At 59.1% G+C, this 21,547-nt stretch carries 19 protein-coding genes; 13 read left to right on the top strand and 6 right to left on the bottom strand.

Translation table 11 applies throughout. The annotated features are described in order from the left end of the window. Nucleotides 1-173 precede the first annotated feature (173 nt). The gene (locus ABIZ35_RS27315; RefSeq protein WP_348223105.1) at nucleotides 174-896 is read left to right on the top strand and encodes a phospholipase D-like domain-containing protein; all 723 of its coding nucleotides are present in this window, start codon (nucleotides 174-176) and stop codon (nucleotides 894-896) included. A 34-nt stretch (nucleotides 897-930) separates the two neighbouring features. Here ABIZ35_RS27315 and ABIZ35_RS27310 read toward each other — a convergent pair whose 3' ends face one another. Continuing rightward, nucleotides 931-1,155 (bottom strand): hypothetical protein, encoded by a 225-nt coding sequence (locus ABIZ35_RS27310; RefSeq protein ID WP_348223104.1) that lies wholly within the window; start codon nucleotides 1,153-1,155, stop codon nucleotides 931-933. 189 nt (nucleotides 1,156-1,344) lie between these two features. On the opposite strand from ABIZ35_RS27310, the gene ABIZ35_RS27305 reads away from it, so the two are divergent. The 11 genes from ABIZ35_RS27305 to ABIZ35_RS27255 all read left to right on the top strand — a co-directional run bounded on the left by ABIZ35_RS27305 (nucleotide 1,345) and on the right by ABIZ35_RS27255 (nucleotide 13,403). Then, nucleotides 1,345-2,424: a Clp1/GlmU family protein gene (locus ABIZ35_RS27305; protein ID WP_348223103.1), complete on the top strand. Its 1,080-nt coding sequence runs from the start codon at nucleotides 1,345-1,347 to the stop codon at nucleotides 2,422-2,424. A 138-nt stretch (nucleotides 2,425-2,562) separates the two neighbouring features. Further along, nucleotides 2,563-3,732, top strand: a complete 1,170-nt coding sequence (xylA, locus tag ABIZ35_RS27300; protein ID WP_348223102.1) for a xylose isomerase — start codon at nucleotides 2,563-2,565, stop codon at nucleotides 3,730-3,732. 382 nt (nucleotides 3,733-4,114) lie between these two features. Then, the gene (locus ABIZ35_RS27295; protein WP_348223101.1) at nucleotides 4,115-5,311 is read left to right on the top strand and encodes a GuaB3 family IMP dehydrogenase-related protein; all 1,197 of its coding nucleotides are present in this window, start codon (nucleotides 4,115-4,117) and stop codon (nucleotides 5,309-5,311) included. A 5-nt stretch (nucleotides 5,312-5,316) separates the two neighbouring features. Next, nucleotides 5,317-6,891 (top strand): glutamine-hydrolyzing GMP synthase, encoded by a 1,575-nt coding sequence (gene guaA, locus ABIZ35_RS27290; RefSeq protein WP_348223100.1) that lies wholly within the window; start codon nucleotides 5,317-5,319, stop codon nucleotides 6,889-6,891. A 9-nt stretch (nucleotides 6,892-6,900) separates the two neighbouring features. Next, nucleotides 6,901-7,656 (top strand): nucleotidyltransferase domain-containing protein, encoded by a 756-nt coding sequence (locus ABIZ35_RS27285; protein ID WP_348223099.1) that lies wholly within the window; start codon nucleotides 6,901-6,903, stop codon nucleotides 7,654-7,656. Between the two features lie 38 nt (nucleotides 7,657-7,694). Next, the gene (gene hpt / locus ABIZ35_RS27280; protein ID WP_348223113.1) at nucleotides 7,695-8,243 is read left to right on the top strand and encodes a hypoxanthine phosphoribosyltransferase; all 549 of its coding nucleotides are present in this window, start codon (nucleotides 7,695-7,697) and stop codon (nucleotides 8,241-8,243) included. Nucleotides 8,244-8,473: 230 nt separating this feature from the next. Then, nucleotides 8,474-9,700 (top strand): transcription termination factor Rho, encoded by a 1,227-nt coding sequence (rho, locus tag ABIZ35_RS27275; RefSeq protein WP_348223098.1) that lies wholly within the window; start codon nucleotides 8,474-8,476, stop codon nucleotides 9,698-9,700. A gap of 45 nt (nucleotides 9,701-9,745) precedes the next feature. Further along, nucleotides 9,746-10,336 (top strand): bifunctional nuclease family protein, encoded by a 591-nt coding sequence (locus ABIZ35_RS27270; RefSeq protein ID WP_348223097.1) that lies wholly within the window; start codon nucleotides 9,746-9,748, stop codon nucleotides 10,334-10,336. Nucleotides 10,337-10,471: 135 nt separating this feature from the next. Beyond that, complete coding sequence (locus ABIZ35_RS27265; protein WP_348223096.1) at nucleotides 10,472-12,364, top strand: phosphodiester glycosidase family protein; 1,893 nt, start codon at nucleotides 10,472-10,474, stop codon at nucleotides 12,362-12,364. Next, a complete protein-coding gene (locus ABIZ35_RS27260; protein WP_348223095.1) occupies nucleotides 12,364-13,080 on the top strand; it encodes an HD domain-containing protein in 717 nt (238 codons plus the stop codon). Before ABIZ35_RS27265 ends, ABIZ35_RS27260 begins: the two co-directional genes overlap by 1 nt. Nucleotides 13,081-13,124: 44 nt before the next feature. Beyond that, a complete protein-coding gene (locus ABIZ35_RS27255) occupies nucleotides 13,125-13,403 on the top strand; it encodes a hypothetical protein (RefSeq protein ID WP_348223094.1) in 279 nt (92 codons plus the stop codon). 15 nt (nucleotides 13,404-13,418) lie between these two features. On the opposite strand, the gene ABIZ35_RS27250 is transcribed toward ABIZ35_RS27255, so the two are convergent. The 4 genes from ABIZ35_RS27250 to ABIZ35_RS27235 form a co-directional block, all read right to left on the bottom strand. Continuing rightward, entirely contained in the window at nucleotides 13,419-14,741 is a 1,323-nt protein-coding gene (locus tag ABIZ35_RS27250; RefSeq protein WP_348223093.1) for a sigma-70 family RNA polymerase sigma factor, read from the bottom strand. A gap of 70 nt (nucleotides 14,742-14,811) precedes the next feature. Then, entirely contained in the window at nucleotides 14,812-16,020 is a 1,209-nt protein-coding gene (locus tag ABIZ35_RS27245; protein WP_348223092.1) for a type II secretion system F family protein, read from the bottom strand. A 305-nt stretch (nucleotides 16,021-16,325) separates the two neighbouring features. Then, nucleotides 16,326-17,879 carry an NAD(P)/FAD-dependent oxidoreductase gene (locus ABIZ35_RS27240; RefSeq protein ID WP_348223091.1) on the bottom strand — a complete coding sequence of 518 codons (1,554 nt, stop codon included), beginning with the start codon at nucleotides 17,877-17,879 and terminating at the stop codon, nucleotides 16,326-16,328. Nucleotides 17,880-17,972: 93 nt separating this feature from the next. Continuing rightward, nucleotides 17,973-18,500 carry a hypothetical protein gene (locus ABIZ35_RS27235; protein ID WP_348223090.1) on the bottom strand — a complete coding sequence of 176 codons (528 nt, stop codon included), beginning with the start codon at nucleotides 18,498-18,500 and terminating at the stop codon, nucleotides 17,973-17,975. A 309-nt stretch (nucleotides 18,501-18,809) separates the two neighbouring features. On the opposite strand from ABIZ35_RS27235, the gene ABIZ35_RS27230 reads away from it, so the two are divergent. Next, complete coding sequence (locus ABIZ35_RS27230) at nucleotides 18,810-20,996, top strand: hypothetical protein (RefSeq protein WP_348223089.1); 2,187 nt, start codon at nucleotides 18,810-18,812, stop codon at nucleotides 20,994-20,996. A gap of 80 nt (nucleotides 20,997-21,076) precedes the next feature. Here ABIZ35_RS27230 and ABIZ35_RS27225 read toward each other — a convergent pair whose 3' ends face one another. Beyond that, nucleotides 21,077-21,334 (bottom strand): hypothetical protein, encoded by a 258-nt coding sequence (locus ABIZ35_RS27225; protein WP_348223088.1) that lies wholly within the window; start codon nucleotides 21,332-21,334, stop codon nucleotides 21,077-21,079. Nucleotides 21,335-21,547: the final 213 nt, after the last annotated feature.

Below are 21,547 nucleotides of genomic sequence, written 5' to 3'. Positions count from 1 at the left end.
CGTTGTCAAGGTTTCGGATTTTTTTAAGCCCGGCAATGCGATGACAGCCGAGCCATTTTTTCATGCCTTTTGATCAAAATCGTCTATAATATACCATGGATCGAGTGTATTTCAACCGGAAGTCACGAAATCCGGTAATATTTCCATTGGTCTTTTCGGTATAATAAGGACGCATGTCACTGGACGTCATCGATAACCGGCGGCTGCGTCTCGCAAGCCGCATTTACGACCTGATCGGGGAAGGCGCCCACGCGGCGCGCTTCGCCGTGGGCTACCTCTTTTTGGACGGACTCGTTCCCTTACGCGAGCAGATCGAACATCTGCATGAAACCAATATCCTGATTGGAAATGTTGTCAGCCGCGTCAGCGAGGAACAGGTTCGTGTCGAGGCCGACGCACGTCTGCGTGGTGGCGAGGAATGGGTGCGCGATCAGGAGGACATGGCCTCCACGCTGCGCAGCGCCCACGACTTAATCCTCGCGGAGACGGCGCTGAACCTGCGCCGCACGATTGACAGCCTGCCGCGCTGCGCGGAAACACACGCGCTTTTGCTGACCCTGGCGCGCCGCATCGCCGACGGCGGCCTCAAAATTCGCCTTTACACCCACGGTTTTATCCACGCCAAGGTCTCTCTGATCGATTATCCTGAGGGACATACGTGGGACAAAGGAATCGCAGTGGTGGGATCGAGCAATGTGACGCTGGGCAAGGAAGGACAGCCGACGGAGATGAACGTCGTCGTGCGCGAGCCTGACAACGTGGCGGATTTGAGCGCGTGGTTTGAGGATCTGTGGTCACAGTCCCAAGACTTCCACCGGGTGCTCTTCGACGAGCTGGGGCAGTCCTGGGCGCTGCAAAAGAACGCATTCGATCTCTACGCGCCCGCCGGCCGCTGAAAGCGCCATGGGAGTGTGGGCGATCGACTGTTATTTAGTGGTGGACTTGGCGGCTGGAAACATCGGACTTGCCATGCGAGTTCGAGGGGTTTTGGGTCCAGCGGTGATCGGCGTCCTCAGCGGGCGCGCGGTCATCCCAGTCGTCCGCAACGGGACGAGCGCCGTATCGAGTACGGACTTCTTGCTTCTGTGTATTTAAAGCGGCGTCGTACAGGGCTTCCGCCTGTGCGGGCGGAATATGCATAAGAGGCTGTTTCATAAAGACCTCCTCGTCTTAAATGAGCCATTTTCATTATACCGGCGATTTTCCGGGTTTTTCATATTGGGTTGCCAAATTTCGACTTATTTTGCCGAATATTTCGGCTTCCACGAACGATTATTAATGATTATCGGTGAATTCTGATAATATCTGTATCCCAAGCGAGCAAACATGCAAGAAACGCCAACGATGACTCGCGAAGATCTGGATGCTCGCCTGGATGTCTTGCCCAACGGATCGGCGGTTTTGGTCATTGGCGGCGTAGACACGGGTAAGTCGACCTTCGTGCGCGAGACGCTTTTGCGGCGGTTCGCCGCCGGCGCCTCCGTCGGCGTTCTCGACTGCGATCTCGGACAGGGGGAGGTTGGCCCGCCAGCGACGGTCGCTGCGGCGATCACCCCAGTTCCGGGAAGCGCGGAAGTGCGTGGACTTCGGCAACTGGACCCAGTCGGCGCATACTTCGTCGGCGTCAACAACCCGATACGCCATGTCCTTTCTCTCAGCGTCGGCGCCAGCCAGATGATGCGTCTGCTCCAAAAGCGCAACCCAGACCTGATTCTCATCGACAGCGGCGGCCATGTCCGTGGGAGTTCTGCCCGCGAACTGCATCGCCGCGTCGCTGAGCTTCTGCAGCCCCAAGTCATCGTGGCGATCGAACGCGGCGATGAGCTGGACCCGCTTGTTTCTCAGTTCCGACATCTGCAATCGCCTGAAATTTGGAGAATAGCCCCAAGCCCCGAGGTCGGCCGCAAAACCACGGCGGCGCGCGCCACGCACCGAGCCGCGCGTTTCCAGGCTGCGCTGCTCGACTTCAAGGAGATCGCCGTCCCATTCGACGATGTCGATCTGATCGGGACATGGCTTGGCGCGGGCGTTCCTATGCAGCGGCACCTGATCCAATTTCTCAGCACGTCTCTGCAAGCCCCAATCATGCATGCCGAAACGCTGCCGGGCGGCGCCCTCTATATTGTCGCGAAACGGGAGGGGTGGGATACCACAGAGCTTGCGGGGATCGAATCAACCTTCAAGACACGTTCTTTGACGATTGTCGCGGCCCAAATGTTCGCCGGGCTGCTGGTCGGCTTGGTCGATACACACGGAGCGCTGATGGATCTTGGAACGATTGCCCGTATTGACTTTGAACGCCGGACGCTGACGATCCGTTCCCGGACCAAGAGGCCCGCCGCGATCGCGCAGATCTGGTTCGGCAGACTTCGATTGCAGGCCGATGGACGCGAGATCGGCGAAGTTCGTCCAGGAGACTTATAGGTCGAATAATTTTAGTTGAAATATTTCAATTGACAAGCAGGAATGTTTGCGGTCGATGGGGAACAAACGGGAGGCGTCGCAACGATTGCGACAATGCGTCTTCATAAAGCAAAGAATATCGTATAGAGGAGAGAAATCATGGGAAATTTCGTTCCCCAAAAGTCCGACAAGTTTACATTTGGTCTTTGGACCGTGGGCAATCCGGGCGCGGACCCGTTTGGCGGGCCGGTGCGCACGCCGGTCACACCGGTCGAGCGCGTGCATAAGCTCGGCGCACTTGGCGCGTGGGGCGTCAACCTGCACGACAACGACCTGGTGCCGTTCGGGGCGTCCGCGCAGGAGCGGGACCGGATCGTCGCCGAGTTCCAGCAGGCGCTGACCGATAGCGGCGTTGTCGTGCCGATGGCGACCACCAATTTGTTTTCGCATCCCGTCTTTAAAGACGGCGCGTTTACGTCTAACGATCCCAAAGTGCGCGCGTTCGCGCTGCGTAAGACGGTCGAGTCGATCGACCTCGGCGCGGAGCTGGGCGCGAAGATCTATGTCTTCTGGGGCGGCCGCGAAGGCACGGAAGTCGATGCCTCCAAGGACGCCGTCACGGCCCTCAAGCGCTTCCGTGAGGCTCTGGACTTCTTGTCGGAATACACGATGTCCCAGGGCTATGGCATGAAGTTCGCACTTGAGCCCAAGCCGAACGAACCGCGCGGGGATATCTACCTGCCGACGGTCGGCGCGATGCTGGGCTTTATCAGCACGCTGGCGCATCCAGAGATGGTGGGCGTCAACCCTGAGTACGCCCACGACACCATCGCGGGCCTGAACTTCTACCACGCCGTGGCGCAGGCGCTGGAGATGGGCAAGCTGTTCCATATCGACCTCAACGGCCAGAAGCCGGGCCGGTTCGATCAGGACCTGCGCTTTGGCCAGGAAGACTATAAGTCGAACTTCTTCTTAGTGAAACTGCTGGAAGACTACAAGTACGACGGCCCCAAGCACTTCGACGCCCACGCCCTGCGCACGAGCGACCCCGCCGATGTCTGGGAGTTCGCCAAGGGCTGTATGCGCTCGTATTTGATCCTCAAGGAAAAGGCGCAGCAATTCAACGCGGATCCCGAGATCCAGGCGCTCTTGCAAGAGATCAATGCCGGCGACAGCGCCGCCGAAACCGTCCTCAGCGCCGGCTACTCCACCGAGAACCTCGCCGCCCTGAAGTCCCTGGATCTCGATCCGGAAGCGCTCGCGCTCAAGCCTCTTCCTTATGAGAAACTCGACCAGTTGACCTTCGAACTTCTCTTGGGCGTTCGGTAGTACCTACTGTAAATAACAACAAGGCGCCGGCGGTTAAAACCGCGCCTGCAAGTGCGCTGAAACCCACCTGCGTGGGTTATACGTTCGTAAACGTGACCGCTTTACAAAACGCATATTGTAGACGGTATCGCCTTGGATCATGTAGTCCGCGAAGGCGGACTTCTGCGCTCTTGGAGGCGCGGTTTCAACCGCCAGCCGCCTTTTTGACCTTCGAACTTCTGCTCGGCGTTCGGTAATTTCCTCTCAACAACGGCGCTGATCCGAAGATCAGCGCCGTTGTCCTCAATCCAGTAAATCGTTTCGAAGCAAGCGTGACGCTCCCATTGTATCGGTCGTGGTGAGAGTGGCGCATTGACATTTGGCCCCTTTCGTCAGGTATACTATGGCGAAAAGCGATAGGGGTAGCGAAGTTTTGGAACAGACGATCACGTTGGGTGGAAACAAAAAAGCGCGACGCGTCTATGGGTTTGATGAAGTGGCGCTGGCGCCTTCCGCTCTTTCAGTGGATCCGCGCGATGTTGACGCGAGCTGGGAACTTGGTAAGCACCGTTTCTCCATTCCTGTCATCGCCAGCGCGCTGGACGCCGCAGTCCATCCCGCCCTCGCCGTCGAGATGTCCCGTCTCGGCGGTTTTGCTGTCTTAAATGGAGACGGCGTACAGACGCGTTACGAAGATGCCGAAGCCATTCTGCAGGAGATCGCGGAAGCGCCCTCCGAAGGCATCGTACAAAAAATTCAGACCATTTACGCGGAGCCGATCAAGGAAGAATTGATCGCCCGCCGCGTCCAGGAAATCAAGTCCGCAGGCGGTATCTGCGCCATCTCTTCCGTTCCCGCGACCGCGCCGCATGTGGCGCGCGCCGCTGTGGAGGCTGGCTGCGACATCTTTGTTGTGGCCAGCCAGGTGACGAGCGTTCGTCATTACTCCACGCATACCGAGGTTGTCGATCTCGTGAAGTTCATTCAAGATTCTCCGATCCCGGTGATCGTCGGCAACTGCGTGGGCTATGGCGCCGCGCTGGAGCTGATGGAAGCGGGCGCGGCGGCCGTTCTGGTGGGCGTCGGCCCCGGCGCGATCTGTACAACGCGCCTCGTTCTTGGGCTTGGAGTTCCGCAGGTTACGGCGACCGCCGACTGCGCTGCCGCCCGTGATTTCTACTTCGAGCGGACCGGCAAGTATGTCCCGATTATCACCGATGGCGGCATGCGCACCGGCGGCGATATCTCCAAGGCGATTGCGAGCGGCGCCGACGCCGTGATGCTGGGCTCCAGTATCGCCGCCGCTGAAGAAGCGCCCGCGCGGGGATACTCGTGGGGAATGTCGACGTCCAGCGCCGACCTGCCGCGCGGAACCCGCATCAAGACGAATGTGATGGGGACGCTGCAGGAGATACTGCTGGGACCGGCCCACAATGATAACGGCACAATGAATTTGGTCGGTGCGCTGCGCATGTCGATGGCGTCCTGCGGCGCGCGCACGATCCGTGAAATGCAGCAAGCGGAACTGGTGATTGCCCCAAGTATCGCGACTGAGGGGAAAGCGCAGCAGCGCGCTCAGCACGTAGGGCAGGGGCGCTAAACAATATGTCTACAGACCAAACCTCCGGCGCAGCGATTGCGCCCGTGACTCCGAGTGAGTTAATCATCGTTCTCGATTTCGGCGCGCAGTATACGCAGCTGATCGCTCGCCGTATTCGCGAGTGCCACACTTACTGCGAAATCCTGCCGTACGACGTTCCTATTGAAACCATCAAGGCGCGGAACCCGGTCGGGCTCGTTTTCTCGGGCGGCCCGTCTTCGGTCTATGAAGCCGGCGCTCCCAGGATCGATAAGGCGATCTATGATTTGGGCCTGCCGATCCTCGGCATCTGCTACGGCATGCAGAGCATGGCGAACGACCTCGGCGGCGTCGTCAGCATGGCGACGCTCAAAGAGTTCGGCAAAACTCGCCTGGACGTCCTCGATCCGACGGTTATGTTCGAGGGACTCAACCGAGACCTGATCTGCTGGATGAGCCATGGCGACACGGTGGAAGCTCCCCCGCCCGGATTCACCATCGCCGCCGCGACGGATAGCTGCCCTGTCGCCGCTATGTACGACGCCGAGCGCCGCTTCTACGCCGTACAGTTCCATCCGGAAGTCGTTCACACTCCCTGGGGCACGGAGATCATCCGTAACTTCCTGGAGAAAGTCGTGGAGACGCACGGCCTCTGGACGATGGGTTCGTTCATCGAGCAGCAGATCGATCTGGTCCGCAAGCAAGTCGGCGAGAACCAAGTGGTCTGCGGCCTTTCCGGCGGCATCGACAGCTGTACCGTCGCCGCTCTGGTCCACAAGGCGATCGGCAACCAGCTCACCTGTATCTTTGTCAACCACGGTCTGCTGCGCAAGGGCGAGGAAGACGATGTGCGTCGCAAGTTCGCGGCCGCGTTCAACATCAACCTCATCTATGTTGACGCCGTGGAGCGCTTCGTCGGCAGGCTTGCCGGCGTAACCGATCCCGAGCGCAAACGCAAGATCATTGGTGAAGAGTTTGTGCGTGTCTTCGAAGAAGAGTCTTTGAAGCTGACCAACGCCAAGTTCCTGGCGCAGGGCACGCTTTACCCGGATGTGATTGAATCCGGCACTAAGAGCGCCGCGAAAATCAAGACGCATCACAATGTCGGCGGCCTGCCCGAGAACATGAACCTGAAGCTCGTCGAGCCGCTTCGCTTCTTGTTTAAGGATGAAGTACGCGCGGTGGCCGAGGAACTTGGACTTCCGAGCGACATGGTCTGGCGCCAACCGTTCCCCGGCCCGGGCCTCGCCATTCGCATTATCGGCGAAGTGACGATGGAGCGCCTGCACCTTCTGCGCAGCGCTGACTGGGTCATCATTGATGAAATCAAGCGCGCCGGTCTGTACCGCAAAGTGTGGCAGTCGTTTGCCGTGCTGATTCCGATCAAGAGCGTCGGCGTAATGGGCGATCAGCGCACCTACGCTTATCCGATTGTTTTAAGAGCCGTCACCAGCGAAGACGCCATGACCGCCGAATGGGCGCGTCTTCCCTACGAAGTTCTGGAACGAATCTCCAGCCGTATCGTCAATGAAGTACCGGGCGTCAACCGCGTCGTGCTCGACATCACGAGCAAGCCGCCGGCCACCATCGAGTGGGAGTAACATCCTCCCATGGATCTGGCCCGGTTTGAACCATTCGCGCGAGAAAACGTTCCCAATCTGATCTTCGTCACTGTCAGCGGCGCGCACCTTTATGGGTTCCCGTCGCCCGACAGTGATGTCGATCTGCGCGGGGCGTTTCTGGCGCCGCTCAGTACGTTGATTTCACTTTCTCGCCCTGTGGAGACATTGGAGCCGAAGGGGTGGGTTGATGGACTGGAAACCGAGATGGTGGCGCATGATCTTGGGAAGTACTTACGTCTGCTGATCAAGCCCAGCGGCTACGTACTCGAGCAGATCTTTTCGCCCTGGGTGGTGCTGACGTCGCCGGCGCACGAAGAGTTAAAAACTTTGGCGCAGGCCAGTTTGAGCCGCCGTCTGATCCGGCACTATCGCGGTTTCGCGCTCAGTGAGTGGCGCGCCTATCAAAAATCGGATGATGAGAAGACCGTCAAACGGCTTCTCTATTTGTTCCGAGTTTTGATGACGGGGATCGTCGTGCTGAGCGAAGGCGTGGTAGAATCCAACTTGACCGTGCTCAACGAGCGCTTTGGTTTGGACCTTGCGTCGCTGATTGACGCAAAGGTCCGCGAGCATGTGCTCATGACGGCTGACGACGGACCGTATGTCCGTGAGATCGAGCGATTATTCGTGCAACTGGACGAAGCGGCGCAGAAATCGCCGCTTCCGGAAAATACTCCGAACCGCGACGCAATCGAGGAATTTCTCGTTCGACTGCGTCTGCAGCAGGTAAGTTTGAAACAGTAGGGGAAGGTTAAGCTGATATGGCATCGGTACAGATGGATCTGGAAGAGGATGTGGCGGAGGTTCTGCTGACGCAGGAACAGATCGCCACGCGCGTCGCGGAGCTTGGCGCGCAGATTTCCCTGGATTACGCCGGGAAGGACCTGATGCTCATCTGCATCTTGAAGGGCGCCAATATCTTCCTGGCGGACCTGGTCCGTCAAATCACGATCCCCGTCGCTTACGACTTCGTGGCCGTCTCCTCTTACGGAGCGGATACGAAATCATCCGGCGTGGTCCGTATTTTGAAGGACTTAGACGAAAGCGTCGAAAGCAAGCATGTTCTCGTGGTCGAGGATATCGTGGACACAGGCTTGACCCTGCGTCTTTCTTACTTGCTGGAAAACCTGCGCTCGCGCCGCGCCGCTTCCGTCAAGGTCTGCACGCTGCTCGATAAGCCCGTCCGCCGCCGTGTGGACGTTCCGGTCGACTACTTCGGCTTCAAGGTGGAAGACCAATTTGTCGTCGGCTATGGCCTGGATTACCAGGGTAAGTATCGCAGCTTGCCGTATATCGGTGTGCTTAAGCCCGAGATCTATGGCGGCGGCTAGCCACGGAACTTTTCTAAGGATTCCAACGCCAATCATTTTTGGTTGAAAAATCCGCGAACATGGTATAATTAGTGCAAGAACGCTGGGGAACATGCATCTCGCGTGCTCCCCAGCCTCGATTCGTCATTACGTCCATCTCTTTTTGACATAATCCCCGTTCCCGAATTCTGATCCAAAATTCTTTCAAATGGTCTGCCCATCCGATGGGATACGACCGACTGTAGAGGCATATGCGAACCACCATGGCACACGAGGACATCGAATCCGGCGCCGCCCGACCGGAAAAAGACAACGGCGCCCCCCCGCCGTCCCAGAACAATGACGGAGATGCGCCCGCGCCTTTGATCCGATCCGGAGTTTTGGAAATTCTGCCGGATGGCTGGGGCTTCCTTCGCCAAAACAACTTCGATCCGAATTCGCAGGATATCTATGTGGCGCAGGCCCAGATCAAGCGGTTCGGCCTGAAGACCGGCGACACGGTTTCCGGCCAGGTTCGCCCTCCCAAGGACACCGAGAAGTATTACGGCCTTCTGCGCGTTGAATCCGTGAATGGCGTTTCTCCCGATCAAGCCCGTAACCGCGTCAATTACGACGAACTCATTCCGATCTATCCCAATGATCGTTTAGTGCTCGAAACGGATGCGAAGAATCTCACCGCCCGAGTCATCGATCTGATCGCTCCAATCGGTAAGGGCCAGCGCGCGATCATTGTCGCGCCGCCCAAGGCCGGTAAGACCACCATTCTCAAATCCATCGCGAACTCCATCACCCAGAACCACCCGGAAGTCGTACTGATGGTGCTGCTGATCGATGAGCGCCCGGAAGAAGTGACAGACATCCGTCGCTCCGTGAACGGCGAAGTCGTCTCCTCCACCTTCGATGAACTGCCTGAAAACCACATGCGTGTGGCGGACATGGTTCTGGAGAAGGCGAAGCGTCTGGTCGAGTCCGGCAAGGATGTCGTAGTGCTTCTGGATAGCTTGACCCGACTGTCGCGCGCCTCGAACCTGACGGTCACGCCGTCCGGGCGCACGCTCCAGGGCGGTTTGGACCCGGCGGCGATTTACCGGCCGAAACGATTTTTCGGCACCGCCCGTAATATAGAGAATGGTGGCAGCCTGACGATTATCGCCACGGCGCTGGTCGAGACCGGCTCGCGTATGGATGACATTATTTTCGAAGAGTTCAAGGGAACCGGCAACTCCGAATTGAAGCTCGATCGAGAGATCGCCAACCGGCGTATCTTCCCGGCCATCAACGTCAAGGAATCCAGCACCCGCAAGGAAGAGCTGCTCTACGACGATGAGAGTTTGAAGGCCGTTTACCAATTGCACCGCGTTCTGGCGGGACTGGGTACGGTGGAAGCGACGGAGCTGTTGATTGACCGCTTGAACAACAGTAAGAGTAATAAAGAATTCCTGCGCACGGTCAGCAAGACGGGACGACGTGACGACTGACGCGTTGGCGCGGCGCCGGCCCTTATTTAGGAAGCGAGGCATCGGTTGGCAAGCGACTTCGATAAACTGTTTGGTGATGATTGGCGGCCGCAAGATCCGGAACCGGAAGGCTCACTGGGGGGGCGCATGGGCGGCGAAGGCAATCCCTTAACGCCGGACTCCTTTGAAGGATCGCCGGAAAACGGGTTTTCTTCCGAGACAGAGAACCGTACGCCGCGGTCTCTCAATGAAAAAGAGATCAAAGTGGTGAACGTCTACGTTCACCAGGAGCAGGGCTCCCCCGCGCAGCATTTTGTACTATTGCGCGACAACAAAGGCCGCCGCGTTCCGATCTGGGTCGGCCAGTTCGAAGCCTGGGCGATCATGATGGCGCTGGAGGGCGAGGCGCCCGACCGGCCGATGACGCACGATCTCATTAAGCTGGCCTTAGAACGCCTGGACGTGAAGATCGAACGCATCACCATCGACGATCTCTGGAACGACACGTTTTACGCGAAGATCAATGTCGTGCGCGCCGACGGCAGCACGCTGGACATCGACGCTCGCCCGTCCGACGCCATCGCCGTCGCGGTCCGCGCCCACGCGCCGATCTACATGGCGGAAGCCGTACTCGAAGCGACAGTACGGCCGGATTAAATTGAGACGGAAAGACGCCATCGCTGCTCAGCGATGGCGTTTTTTGTTTTTTACGAAGCGCCTTTCTCCGTTTGACACAAATATTTCCCTCCGGTATAATATTCCCATCAAGTCCCGCGCCCTGCACACGTCACGATGAACAAAACATCCCCCCTGAGCCTTGTCCTGTTGCTGTCTTTCGCCGCCTCTGTCTGCCAGGCGAGCACGGTCACTAAACGGCTGGCTCCGGGCGTGACGCTGACGCAGGAAATCGACACGAAAACTCCCCTTGTCATCAATGTCGTCTCGGTCGATCTCACGGTGGCGAGCGTGCATCCCGAGGTCGCGATCGGGCAGGATAAGATCGCCGGCTCTGACGTGACCAAGGGACGAGAAGATGTTGCGCAGATCGCCAAGCGGCATCGGGCGCTGGTGGCCGTAAATGGCGATTACTTTCCTTATACGGGAGATCCGCTCGGGGTCGGAATCCGCAACGGGGAGATCTTCTCGGAACCGTGGACCGGGAACGCAAAGGGCGGGCCGCGCGCGGCGATGGGCATTACCGACGACGGCAAACGGGCGCTGTTTGACGTTCTGGGGTTTCTGGGCGACTTTCAGGCGGCTGATGGCCAGCGTGTGGTGATCCGTGGGATCAATCGCGCCGGCGGGCCGGGAGAGATCGTCGTGTACAGCAGCATCTATGGCGACGCAACGGCGAATAAACCCGGCGGAACCGATATCGTGCTGTCGGGAGTCAATCTGCCGCTGCGCGCCAACAAGATGGTTCAGGGCAAAGTGGAAGCCGTGCTGGCGTCGAGCAATGGTGTGACACCGATCCCAGCCAATGGGCTTGTAATTGCCGGCGCGCCGGGAGCCGGATCGAACTTTCTGTCGGCGCATGTGCATGCGGGAGACACTGTGGGGTTTGTCCTGGGGGTGGGGACGCCGAATTCGCTCACCTCTTCCGTGCAGGTAGCAAACCTGCCGCGTGAAGGCGATCTGCCGTCACGGGCGGGAGCCGGGATCGATCGTAAGGCGTTTCTTTGGGGGCGTATCTCCCACGCGATCGGCGGGGGGCCGCGCCTGCTGGTCGGCGGTCAAATTAGCGTGGACGGCGCTGCGGAAGGGTTCGATTCGAACTTCACCGACAGCACTCATCCCAGAACCGCCGTGGGGACGAACGCTGAGGGAAGCCGCCTTTACATTGTTACGGTCGATGGGCGTCAAACCATTTCCAAAGGCGTTTCCCTGGCCGCCATGGCGGCGATCATGAAGCGATATGGCGCCTCGGAAGCGATCAACCTGGACGGCGGCGGCTCGACATCGATGGCGGTTGGGGGTATAACGATCAGCAGTCCAGGTGGCGTGGGTGACGAGCGCCCCGTAGCGGACATGCTCTTGATCGGCAGTGATAAACCTTACATCCAAACGGCGCCGGAGCAGCCTCTGCTGCCGGTTATGGAGATCCAGCCGGAAAACGTCGTGGGGATGCCTCCGGCGGCGTTTGTGCGCGGCCCACAGGTCGTCGCGGCCGCCTCGACGCTTCCCATCGGCGGCGTTACGACGCTGAAGATTGTGGATGGCGCCAAGACGATCAAAGGCGACGCCGCAGAAGTGATTTGGCAGGGACCAGCGTCCGGAGGCGCGGGCTTTGTTGACCAGAGCGGCGGATTTGTGGCGCTCGCGGCCGGAGCCGCAAAGATCACCGCGCTTTACAAGGGGCAGCTTTACTCGACGACAATCACCGTCAGCCCGCCGGTCGTCCCCGTGACCGACATTTACGCCGTGCGCGCCCGGATCGCCGCCGATCCGGCGAGCCCGACGCGGCGGAGCGTGCTGTCGGTGCAGATTTTGAATGGGGCGCAGAAGCCGGGACAGGCGATGCCTGTCCACATCGAGGTGACCGGAGGTAAAGCCGACCGTGTGGATGCGCCGACGGACGCTGACGGCGGCGTGACATTCCGGATTAATTGGGACAGTGTGGCTGGCGGACTTGTGACGGTGTCGTCGGGAACGCTGGCGTCGGTAACGATAGGACAGCCAAAATAATGGAAATCGAAGAGAAGATCGAAAAAACTGAGAAAGTGGAGAAGGCGGAGAAGCCGGATCTCCTGACACTCAAAGACATACGCCACGATAGCCGAGTGCGCACGTATATCACACGCGCCAACGAACAGATGCAGGCGATTGGCTACACGGAACATGGGCACCGGCATGCGGGTATCGTCTCGACCATCGCGCGCAGCATCCTGACGAATTTAGGCCGCGAAGAACGAGATGCGGAGCTTGCGGCCATCGCCGGTTATCTCCATGACATGGGATGCGTCGTCAATCGTATCGGCCACGTCGAAGCGGGAGCGCTGATCGCCTATACGATCCTGACACAGATGGGGATGTCGGCGGGGGAGATCGCAACGGTGATCGGAGCGATCGGCAACCACGAAGAGCCGAACGGCGTCCCGATCTCGGCAGTCTCGGCGGCGGTGATTATCGCGGACAAATCCGACGTGCACTTCTCACGCGTTCAGGTCAGCGATCCGATCAAGTTCGATATTCACGACCGCGTCAATTACGCCGTCCAGAAGTCTTACCTGCGCGTGGACGCGGCCACGAAGTCCATCATCCTAGAGCTGACGATCGATACGCAGCACGCTTCGGTCACGGAGTATTTTGAGATTTTCGTGCTCCGTATGGTATTATGCCACCGAGCGGCGGACTTCCTGGGATGCAAGTTCCATCTGAATGTGAACGGCGTCAACCTTTAATTGCTGTGACCTTGCCAGTTTCTGGTAGAACTGCGAGCATTATCATGAATACATCTGGGTATAATCCGGACATGGAAGATGATGAGGAACTGACGGACGAGACAGTGATGCTGACCCGCGCGCAATGGGAGGACCTCATGAAGTCCATCCAGAGCTTGTCGCAGGCGAACGCGCGACTCGTGGAGACGATCGCGTTTCTTCTGAAGCAAAACCTTGCGCGCGGCGCCGCCATGGCGGAAGAGGAGAGCGTGAAGGCCGCCGTGGCCGAAGGCGATCCTTACGATCTCGCGGCCCTCCGCCGTTTGATGGGAATCGGCGACTAGCGTGCGTCCGATGCGCTAATCCAGCGCATTCACGGGAGCCGCCGCATCCATCAGATCGTTCTTGTGAGAGAACTCTGGGAACGAGGCTGCGCCCAGCGTAATCGTGAACGGGTGCGGCATGGCGTCACGCAGTGCGATCAGTTGTGTGATCAAGCGCTTGCGGACGATCTCTTTGGTCGTGCCCGTATGTGGCAGCATCGCTCCGATTTCGTGATCCCCAATCCTCGCCACTAAGTCCGAACGCCGCATGCACTCATTGACGGTCTGCGCCACCTGAGCGAAGTAAGACGCTTCCGGCAGATCATTTCCCACCAGCACCCGCACTACGGACAGCTCCAGTTCGTGCCGCTTTGCCCGTGATACTTCTTCTTCCAGACGCGCTTCGAAATAGCTTTTCGTGTAAAGACCCGTGACGGCGTCAACGACCGTTGTGGGGGCTTCGTCGTAGTCGTCCGCCGCGATCGGTCCCAGGCTCGCAATTCGTTTTCGGCGTCCTTCATGCTGAAGCGCGGCTTCGCGGACGGCGTCGCTGCGGAACATCTGCTGCAGTTTGCGCGCCGAGTTTTTCAGAATATGTGAGATATAGTTGTTGGAGACGCCGAGCGCGCGGGCGATATCCGTCTGGCTCCGGTCCTCATAATAGAAGCTGTAAAGAACCTTCTGCTCGATTTCTTTCAGCCGGACAAGCGCATTCTCCAGAACGACCCGGTCTTCGATGGGAAGTTCGGCAGTGGTAGCGCGCAGATTGCTTTCGGCGACATGTGCGGCGGGGCCGCCAGTCTCCTGAGCTTCATCGAGCGAGGTCACGGCGAAGATGGCGCGCGTGGATTTGATCCGAACGATCTCGGATTCCGCTAATCCCAGCGACTGGGCCGTTTCCTGATCGGTTGGCTCGCGTCCAAGTGATTGGGTAAGCGTTTCAATCTCGCGCCGGACTTTCTGCGCCAGTTCTTGAAGCCACGCCGGCTCCTTGATGATCTGAACGCGGTCCCGGAGAAAATGGCGAAGATGACCGTCGATATGGTGGGTGGCGTAGGTAATCAGCTTCACGCCGCGGGTTTGATCGTACTGATCGATCCCGTGCATAAGTCCCAGGAAGCCTTCCTGGATCAAGTCCTCCAAGGGAACAGCGGCGCTCATGAACTGGCGCGCCTGCTTTTGGACAAGTGGCCGGAACTGCAGTACGAGCGCTTCACGCGCCGCCGCCGCATCGGATCCACCGGCTTTATATTTGATCAAAAGTCGGCGCGCCCGCGCTTCATCGTCCAGGCGGCTCGGACTTCGGCGTTCCTGACCGTCCCACTGTGAAGGACCTGCTGCTGCTGTTTCTGCTCCCATATCCCCCCAATTCCTTCGCCGTCCCTGGACTGATACCTTCGGGACCGGCGAAGAACAACTTACAATTCGATCAATGGATGGACGTTACTAGTTTGAAGATCGGCGCCATGACGGAGATGGCGATAAAACCGACCACGACGCCCATAAAGACGATCAGCAGCGGCTCGATCATCGACGTCAATCCCTTGACCATGGCGTCGACTTCATTGTCGTAAAAATCCGCAACCTTCGTCAGCATTTCCGCCAGGCGGCCTGTTTCCTCGCCGACATCGATCATATGTGTGACCATCGAAGGAAACAACCCGGACGCCGCAAGCGGATGGCTGATCTTCGCGCCTTCGCGAATTGCGTTGCGCGCGTTATTGATCGCATTGGCAAGCACCGCGTTGCCTGAAGTCTCGCCGATAATCTCCAGAGACCGCATCATCGGAACGCCGGACGCAATCAGCGTTCCAAATGTCCGGGCGAAGCGCGAGATGCTCATCTTCAGCACCAAGTCGCCAAAGATCGGCAGCTTGAGCTTCAGTCCATCCAAAACGAAGTGGCCTTTGACTGTCTTGTCGTACTTCTTGACGGCGACGATGGCGCCGGTTACCATGATGATAACTAGCCACCAGAACTTTTGCAGCCAATCGCTGGCGTCGAACAAAAACTGCGTGGTCGGCGGCATTTCCACGTTCATTGAGATGAAGATCTCTTTGAACCGCGGCAGTACGAAGAGGAACAAGGCGACGACCATAATGCCTGCAAAGCATAGTACGATGATGGGATACATCATCGCGGACTTTACTTTGCCCTTTATTTCCATTTCCGTTTCGAGAAATCCTGCAAGCCGATCCAAAATGATATCGAGAATACCGCCAATTTCCGCCGCGCGGATCATGTTGACATAAAGTTTGCTGAAGACGTGGGGATGTTTGGCGAGCGCGTCCGTCAGCGATAGGCCGCCCTTCACATCTTTCTTGGTCGCATTGATGACGCCTTTCAGTCCCTCTTCCTTGATCTGGCTCTCCAAAATGTCCAGGCATTTGATGATGGGGATACCGGCGTCGATCATGGTGGCGAACTGGCGCGAGAAGACCACCAGCGCCGGCAGCTTTACTTTCTGCGTCTTCGATGCGAACTGCAGCTTGAAGCTCGCCTTTGCTTCGCTGACGGAGAGAATATGGAAATGCTGCTCGTGCAGGCGCGACATCACCATCTGCTCGTTGTCCGCTTCTATTTTTCCCTTGACCTCGCGTCCGGACGGATCAAGGGCGTCATATACAAATGTTGCCACGGAATAACCTCCTGAAGAGCGGCGGGGCGTACGATTCCCGCACAGGCCGCGTCTCACGACGCCGCCGTCTTCATTATCGGTTTATTCGTGGGAAACCCTCACCCCCGGCCCCTCTCCCGGCCGGCGGAAGCCTGGGAGAGGGGTGTCCAAAGATCACGGCCCAAACGTTGCTGCGCGCAATGCGCTCAATTCGTTTGGGCCAATTGTTTGTCGTTTCGGGATTACGAGAACCACGTTTGGATTGCGACCCTTGGACATCCCTCTCCCAGGCTTTAGCCGCCCGGGAGAGGGACCGAGGGTGAGGGCTATCGCCTACGCCCCAGCGCCTTTCGAACCACGCGAGCGGCGCTCGCGCCGGAGGCGCCGAAGACGCCGCCGCCGGGGTGGGTGCTCGCTCCTGTTAAGAAGAGGCCAGGGATGTGGCTCTGGTATTCGGAGAGTTCAGGGAGGGGGCGGAAGGCGAACATCTGGTCCAGGGACATTTCGAGGTGCATCACGTTGCCGCGCAGCAGTCCAAGGGTACGTTCGAGATCGAGAGGGGTTTGGATGAAGCGCTGTTCGATGGCTCCGCGCATGTTGGGCGCATAGTCGTAGAGGGTTTCGCAGATGCTGTCCGCGACTCCCTCGCGGACGTCGTCCCAGGAACGGCCGTCGCGGCGGTCGTAGGGGAAGTATTGGGACCAGAGCTGGACGATATGCTTGCCTTCGGGGGCGAGCGTGCTGTCTAAGGCGCTGAAGGTCATGGCGAGAACGGGCGGCTTTTGCGATGGGCGGCCGCCGGCGTAGTCGGCGTAGGCGTCCATTAAATATTCGGGGGTGGGGCAGAGAAGCTGCATTGCCTGGTGGACTTCATGTGGCTGACCGGCGCCGTAATCGGGCAGCTCGGAAGCGGCGCAGCGGACGGTCATGCCGAAGCCGTTGCCGACATTCAGGGCGTCCAGGCGTCGTTTCAGATCGTCGGGAATGTGCTCGGGCGCGAGCAGCGTGCGCATGGTCGTCATCAGATGGCAGGCGGAGACGACGGCTTTGGCCCGGTATCTCTGGCCGCCGGCCTCAACGCCGCAGGCGCGTCCGTTTTCCACGAGGATCTGCTCGACAGGAGCGTCGGTGAGCACTTCGCCGGCCTGGGCCTCGAAGGCGCGGCGCATCGCGGCTGTGAGCGCGCCGGAGCCGCCCCTGGCGCGCCAAGCGCCTGTCTCGTGCAGAGCGGCGTGCCAGCCGGCGAAGGGGCCGGAGCCAATCTCCGTGGGTGGCGGTCCCGACTGCGCCGCAAGCCACCCCAGCGCCGCGCGCATCTCCGTACTTTCGAACGTCTCATGCAGCAGACGGCCGTATCCTGACAAGATCATGCGCAGGGTGTCGCTGGTGTTTCTTCCGGGAGATTTCGCCATGATGACGTGGCGTCCGAAGTTCGCCATCGTCGGCGGCTCCTGGAACGCTTTGAACACGCCGCGCGCTACCGGTCCCCAGCGCGTGATGAAATCTTTGTAAGCGGCCGCGTCGCGCGGGGAGACCTGGGCGATGCTGGCGCATGTTTTGTCGAGGTCACGGTGGAAGCAGATCGCGCGTCCGTCCCGCAGGGGAAAAGCCGCCCACGGGTCCATCTCAATATAGGAGAGACCATAACGCGTGAGTTCCAAATCTTTGACGATCGGCGTCTGGTGGATCATGATATGGACGGACGAACCGATGTCGATCTTGTATCCCGGCCAGATCTCTTCGGTGCAGACCGCGCCGCCGACAATCGGACGGCGCTCGACGACCAGCACGCGGTATCCGAAGCGCTGCAGGTAGCAGGCGCAGACGAGGCCGTTGTGACCAGCGCCGATGACGATGACATCATAGGTGGGGGAGGGCATGGGGAGATTGTACCAGAGCGGAAGAACAAAAGACCGGGATGCGCGATTGGCGCATCCCGGCCCATGTTGATCGAATCGTTTCTCTGGTCGTGTTTACAGCGCCGCGCCCGCGAGCGCGCCCTGAACGTCCACAGCGCCGTCGGCGATCAGCGCCTGGCGGACACGTGTGGCGTTGGCGGCGTCGGCGTGGACGCCAACAAGAATGCCGCCGGTGCTAAGTCCGGTTTCATATGTGCGTGCGGTTTCCTCGGGGATGCCCGCGCCGACCAGGCCGCCGATGATGCCGCCGCCCAGGCCACCGGCGCCCGCTCCTGCAAGCGCCGCCGCCAGAGGACCGGCGACAAGCGGGATAGCCGCGCCGCCGGTCGCGGCGATGGCCGCAACGCTGCCGGTAGCGGTCAGGGCCGCGACGATCGCGCCCAGCGTTCCGCCGATCGCGGCGCCGACGCCGGCGCCTTCCGTCGCCTTCGTGCCGGTTGCTTCCGCGAATTCGCGGCGCGCCGTCTCGTCACGAATAATCACACTGATATCGTTCTGACGATATCCTAATGCTTCCAGGTCAGCAACCGCGCGCTCCGCCGAGGCTCGGTCGCGAAATAAGCCGGTAATCAGATCCGCCATGATCGTTCTCCTTCTCCTCCGCCGTCGTAATTTCTTTCCGTGCATGACGGGCTAGGAGGATATCCACGATCATTTACCCCGTTTGGCGACAATCGAAAACTTCGTTTTTATCATGCCTGCTCGCTGTTTCGATGAAATTGTGGTTTTTGAGGGGAGCCTCGTAGTGTTACCAGGGACTTGGCATTGATTATGCTTAAGATTCCAATGATTGCACAAATACCGGATATCTCGCGCCGGGGCTTGTTCTCCCAACAACGACGTTTTGTCTTTTATCAGTATTTGCGACAATGACAATCCATAGGAGGATTTATGCAACACAGAAGTTTACAGCAGGCGCATAAGATCATTGGCGCAGTCGCCATGATTTCCTGCCTTGGCGTGGCGGCGGCGAACGCTGTCCCGATAGTCCCCGGAGCAACAGTGCTGGTTCCCGGAACGACTTCAGCAGCTCGACCGGAACTCGCAGGATCCATTATCCGCGACGAAGCGATCCCGTTTCAAATTACGTCTTCGACCGGCGCCGTGCTGGCGTCCGGAATCGTTCAGGACCGTGTGATCCGTGAAACGACCGCCGGCTCGCTGGATTTCTATGTCCATGTCACCAACAAGGCGTCGTCCACCGCAAATTTGACGCTGGTGACTCGCTCTGACTTTGGCCCCGTCCTGACGGATGTGGATTGGCGGAGTGATGGCGGCGGAACCAAAGCCCCGCTAACGGCCTGGCGCAGCCCCACAGCCGATACCATCGGCTTCTCATTCTCGTCGCCGAACAATCAGGTTACGCCTGGAGCCGATACTCGATTTTCACTGATCAAGACCAACGCCCGTTCCTATGTTGTGACTGGCGTCACCACGATCCAAGCGGTGCTCCCAACCGGCGCGATCGCCGGCGTGGCGCGTGTGGTCACCGCTACGCCGTATCGCGGCACCGCCGCGGCTACTTACCATATCTTCACGCTTGGCGCGCCGGATCTGACAACCAGTCAGGTCGCCGGCTTTGCCCGTCGGCGTGGGCTGATTGCCGGAGGCGGCAACTCGGACAAACGGCAGCAGACGTTCGTCGACGGCGACGGCAGTGTTCGCATCATCAGCGACTTCAGCGATGGCCGCCTGATCTTCACTCCGAACCTTGCGCTGGCGACCGGCGCCGCTCCCGATCCGCGCGCCGCGTCCAAGAATGCGTTGGACTACCTTCAGGAGGTCGCGCTGCTTCCCGCCGTTCGTATCGGCTCGCTGGAGCCCTCCGATATCGTCACCACGGCGCGAGGAACGGGTGAAGCGGTCGGAGCCAAGCCGAAAGGGACGGATGTTCTGCGCACCGTCAACATCATCCATCGCGCTGACGGACTGCGGATCGATGGACCGTACTCGCTGCTCTCCGTCGATCTGTCGAGCGCCGGCCCCGTCGGCGTGACGCGCACGATGCGCCCGCTGGCGTACGATACCGCCAAAGTCGACTGGAAACCGTACAGCGAAGCCGCAGCTGAGTTCAGCAGAAAACTAGGTGCGCTGATCGGACTTCTGCGGAAGACTGACCCTAAGATCACTTATAAGTTGATGAACTACGATCTGGCGTATGTCGAGCAGGGACTGAAGTTCGTCCAGCCGGCTTACCGCTTCCAGGTGGAGTTTCGAAGCAGCGAAGGGGATCTCAGCGGCCAGACGTTTGTCATTCCCGCTTCCAATACGCCGCCTGAAGCCATCAATGATGCGCCGATCAATCAGAACCCCGCGACCGAACCGGCGCGGACAGGCGTCGTTGCGCATGTCGGCAGCGGCGCGTCTCCGATCGACTACGGTATCTATGTCGTGCGTGGCGATGACCGCTTCCTCGACGACGCCTGGCGCTTCCATACCAATCTGGAAGCCGCCAACTCCATCCTGACTCCCATCGGTTACAAGCCGGTCCACTTCAACCAGTATTTCTGGGATTACCCGTGGCTTTGGGAGAACTGGCCGGCGGGCGGTATTGGTGACAACAGCGCCAACTTCGTCGGCAAAAACCAGGTCGTCCTTTACGAAGGACATGGCGCGCCGTGGGTCTCCACGACATACAGCAACAACGCCGACCTGATCGATTACCGCACGCTGCCAGGATACGGCGGCAACAACGGGAAAAACGGCAAGACGGCGTTTATCATCTGGCACACCTGCGATTCCATTCCCGCCCCCGGCGATGCGTATTCCAACTACTACCAGTCCCCGGCGGGACCGTTCGATATCTGGTTCGGCGTCTTCAAGGGGCTGCGCGGCACATACGGCGCCCGCACCACGGTCGGCATTTACAACAACGCCGGTCCGGCCTTCGCCTTCGCGGCGGGCCTGGGAATACCGAACCTGAACGCATGGTTCAATGCGAATAACGCCGGCGGACACAGCGGCGGCTGGAACTACGGCTCCGCCGTCATCCTTGCCGGTCACGAAAACGACCGCATCTACGACAACGCCGCTGGCCCCAGCGCCGGCGCCCTGACCATATGGTGGCAGCACCCCTAGTCAGCATCGTCTCACACGACGAAGCCCGCCCCGCGCTATGCGCGGGGCGGGCTTTTTTCGAACCTCTTCCAACTGGGAATCTATCGATCCGTCTTCAAATCCGCGATCTGCTGCGCAACCGTCTTCCTTGGCGGCAGCGCGACGCGCTTAGTCGTATCCCATGTCGGTTTAACATGACGCTTTATCATATGGTGAGGCTTTGGCAGCTGAAGCATCCGGGGTTCTCCTGCCTGCGCCGCCGGTCGAATGGCAGGCGCAATGTAGGCGCGAACGACGATACTCGCTATGGATAGCAATAGCACCAATGGAAACGCGAGCGCGGTCTGCTTTGGTTTCACGAAATTTTCTCCTGCTAATTCTCTCTATACGTTGAGCGAACGAAATTGTGTCATCTGCTCCGTTGAAGATGATTAGGCTAGCCTTATAATTGTCGAGTCTCATGTCATTATGAACAAGTGGGGATGGCGTTTGAGGAGCGCATGTGGTAGTCTTCTTGGTAACCACACCAAAGAAAATCAACCACATGCACTTCCATTCTAACGCATCCACCA

It is taken from the genome of Capsulimonas sp. (assembly GCF_039929585.1).
Lineage (GTDB): Bacteria > Armatimonadota > Armatimonadia > Armatimonadales > Capsulimonadaceae > Capsulimonas.
The sequence above is the reverse complement of the archived record's forward strand: the minus strand, read 5'-3'. Positions and strand labels throughout refer to the sequence as shown.

Excerpts from the sequence above, each read along its gene's own strand:
- ABIZ35_RS27265 (WP_348223096.1), top strand. The coding sequence starts at position 10,472 with ATGAACAAAACATCCCCCCTGAGCCTTGTCCTGTTGCTGTCTTTCGCC.
- ABIZ35_RS27315 (WP_348223105.1), top strand. The coding sequence starts at position 174 with ATGTCACTGGACGTCATCGATAACCGGCGGCTGCGTCTCGCAAGCCGC.
- ABIZ35_RS27235 (WP_348223090.1), bottom strand. The coding sequence starts at position 18,500 with ATGGCGGATCTGATTACCGGCTTATTTCGCGACCGAGCCTCGGCGGAG.
- ABIZ35_RS27240 (WP_348223091.1), bottom strand. The coding sequence starts at position 17,879 with ATGCCCTCCCCCACCTATGATGTCATCGTCATCGGCGCTGGTCACAAC.
- ABIZ35_RS27310 (WP_348223104.1), bottom strand. The coding sequence starts at position 1,155 with ATGAAACAGCCTCTTATGCATATTCCGCCCGCACAGGCGGAAGCCCTG.
- ABIZ35_RS27250 (WP_348223093.1), bottom strand. The coding sequence starts at position 14,741 with ATGGGAGCAGAAACAGCAGCAGCAGGTCCTTCACAGTGGGACGGTCAG.
- ABIZ35_RS27230 (WP_348223089.1), top strand. The coding sequence starts at position 18,810 with ATGCAACACAGAAGTTTACAGCAGGCGCATAAGATCATTGGCGCAGTC.
- ABIZ35_RS27295 (WP_348223101.1), top strand. The coding sequence starts at position 4,115 with ATGGCGAAAAGCGATAGGGGTAGCGAAGTTTTGGAACAGACGATCACG.
- rho (WP_348223098.1), top strand. The coding sequence starts at position 8,474 with ATGCGAACCACCATGGCACACGAGGACATCGAATCCGGCGCCGCCCGA.
- ABIZ35_RS27305 (WP_348223103.1), top strand. The coding sequence starts at position 1,345 with ATGACTCGCGAAGATCTGGATGCTCGCCTGGATGTCTTGCCCAACGGA.
- guaA (WP_348223100.1), top strand. The coding sequence starts at position 5,317 with ATGTCTACAGACCAAACCTCCGGCGCAGCGATTGCGCCCGTGACTCCG.
- ABIZ35_RS27260 (WP_348223095.1), top strand. The coding sequence starts at position 12,364 with ATGGAAATCGAAGAGAAGATCGAAAAAACTGAGAAAGTGGAGAAGGCG.
- xylA (WP_348223102.1), top strand. The coding sequence starts at position 2,563 with ATGGGAAATTTCGTTCCCCAAAAGTCCGACAAGTTTACATTTGGTCTT.
- ABIZ35_RS27255 (WP_348223094.1), top strand. The coding sequence starts at position 13,125 with ATGAATACATCTGGGTATAATCCGGACATGGAAGATGATGAGGAACTG.
- ABIZ35_RS27285 (WP_348223099.1), top strand. The coding sequence starts at position 6,901 with ATGGATCTGGCCCGGTTTGAACCATTCGCGCGAGAAAACGTTCCCAAT.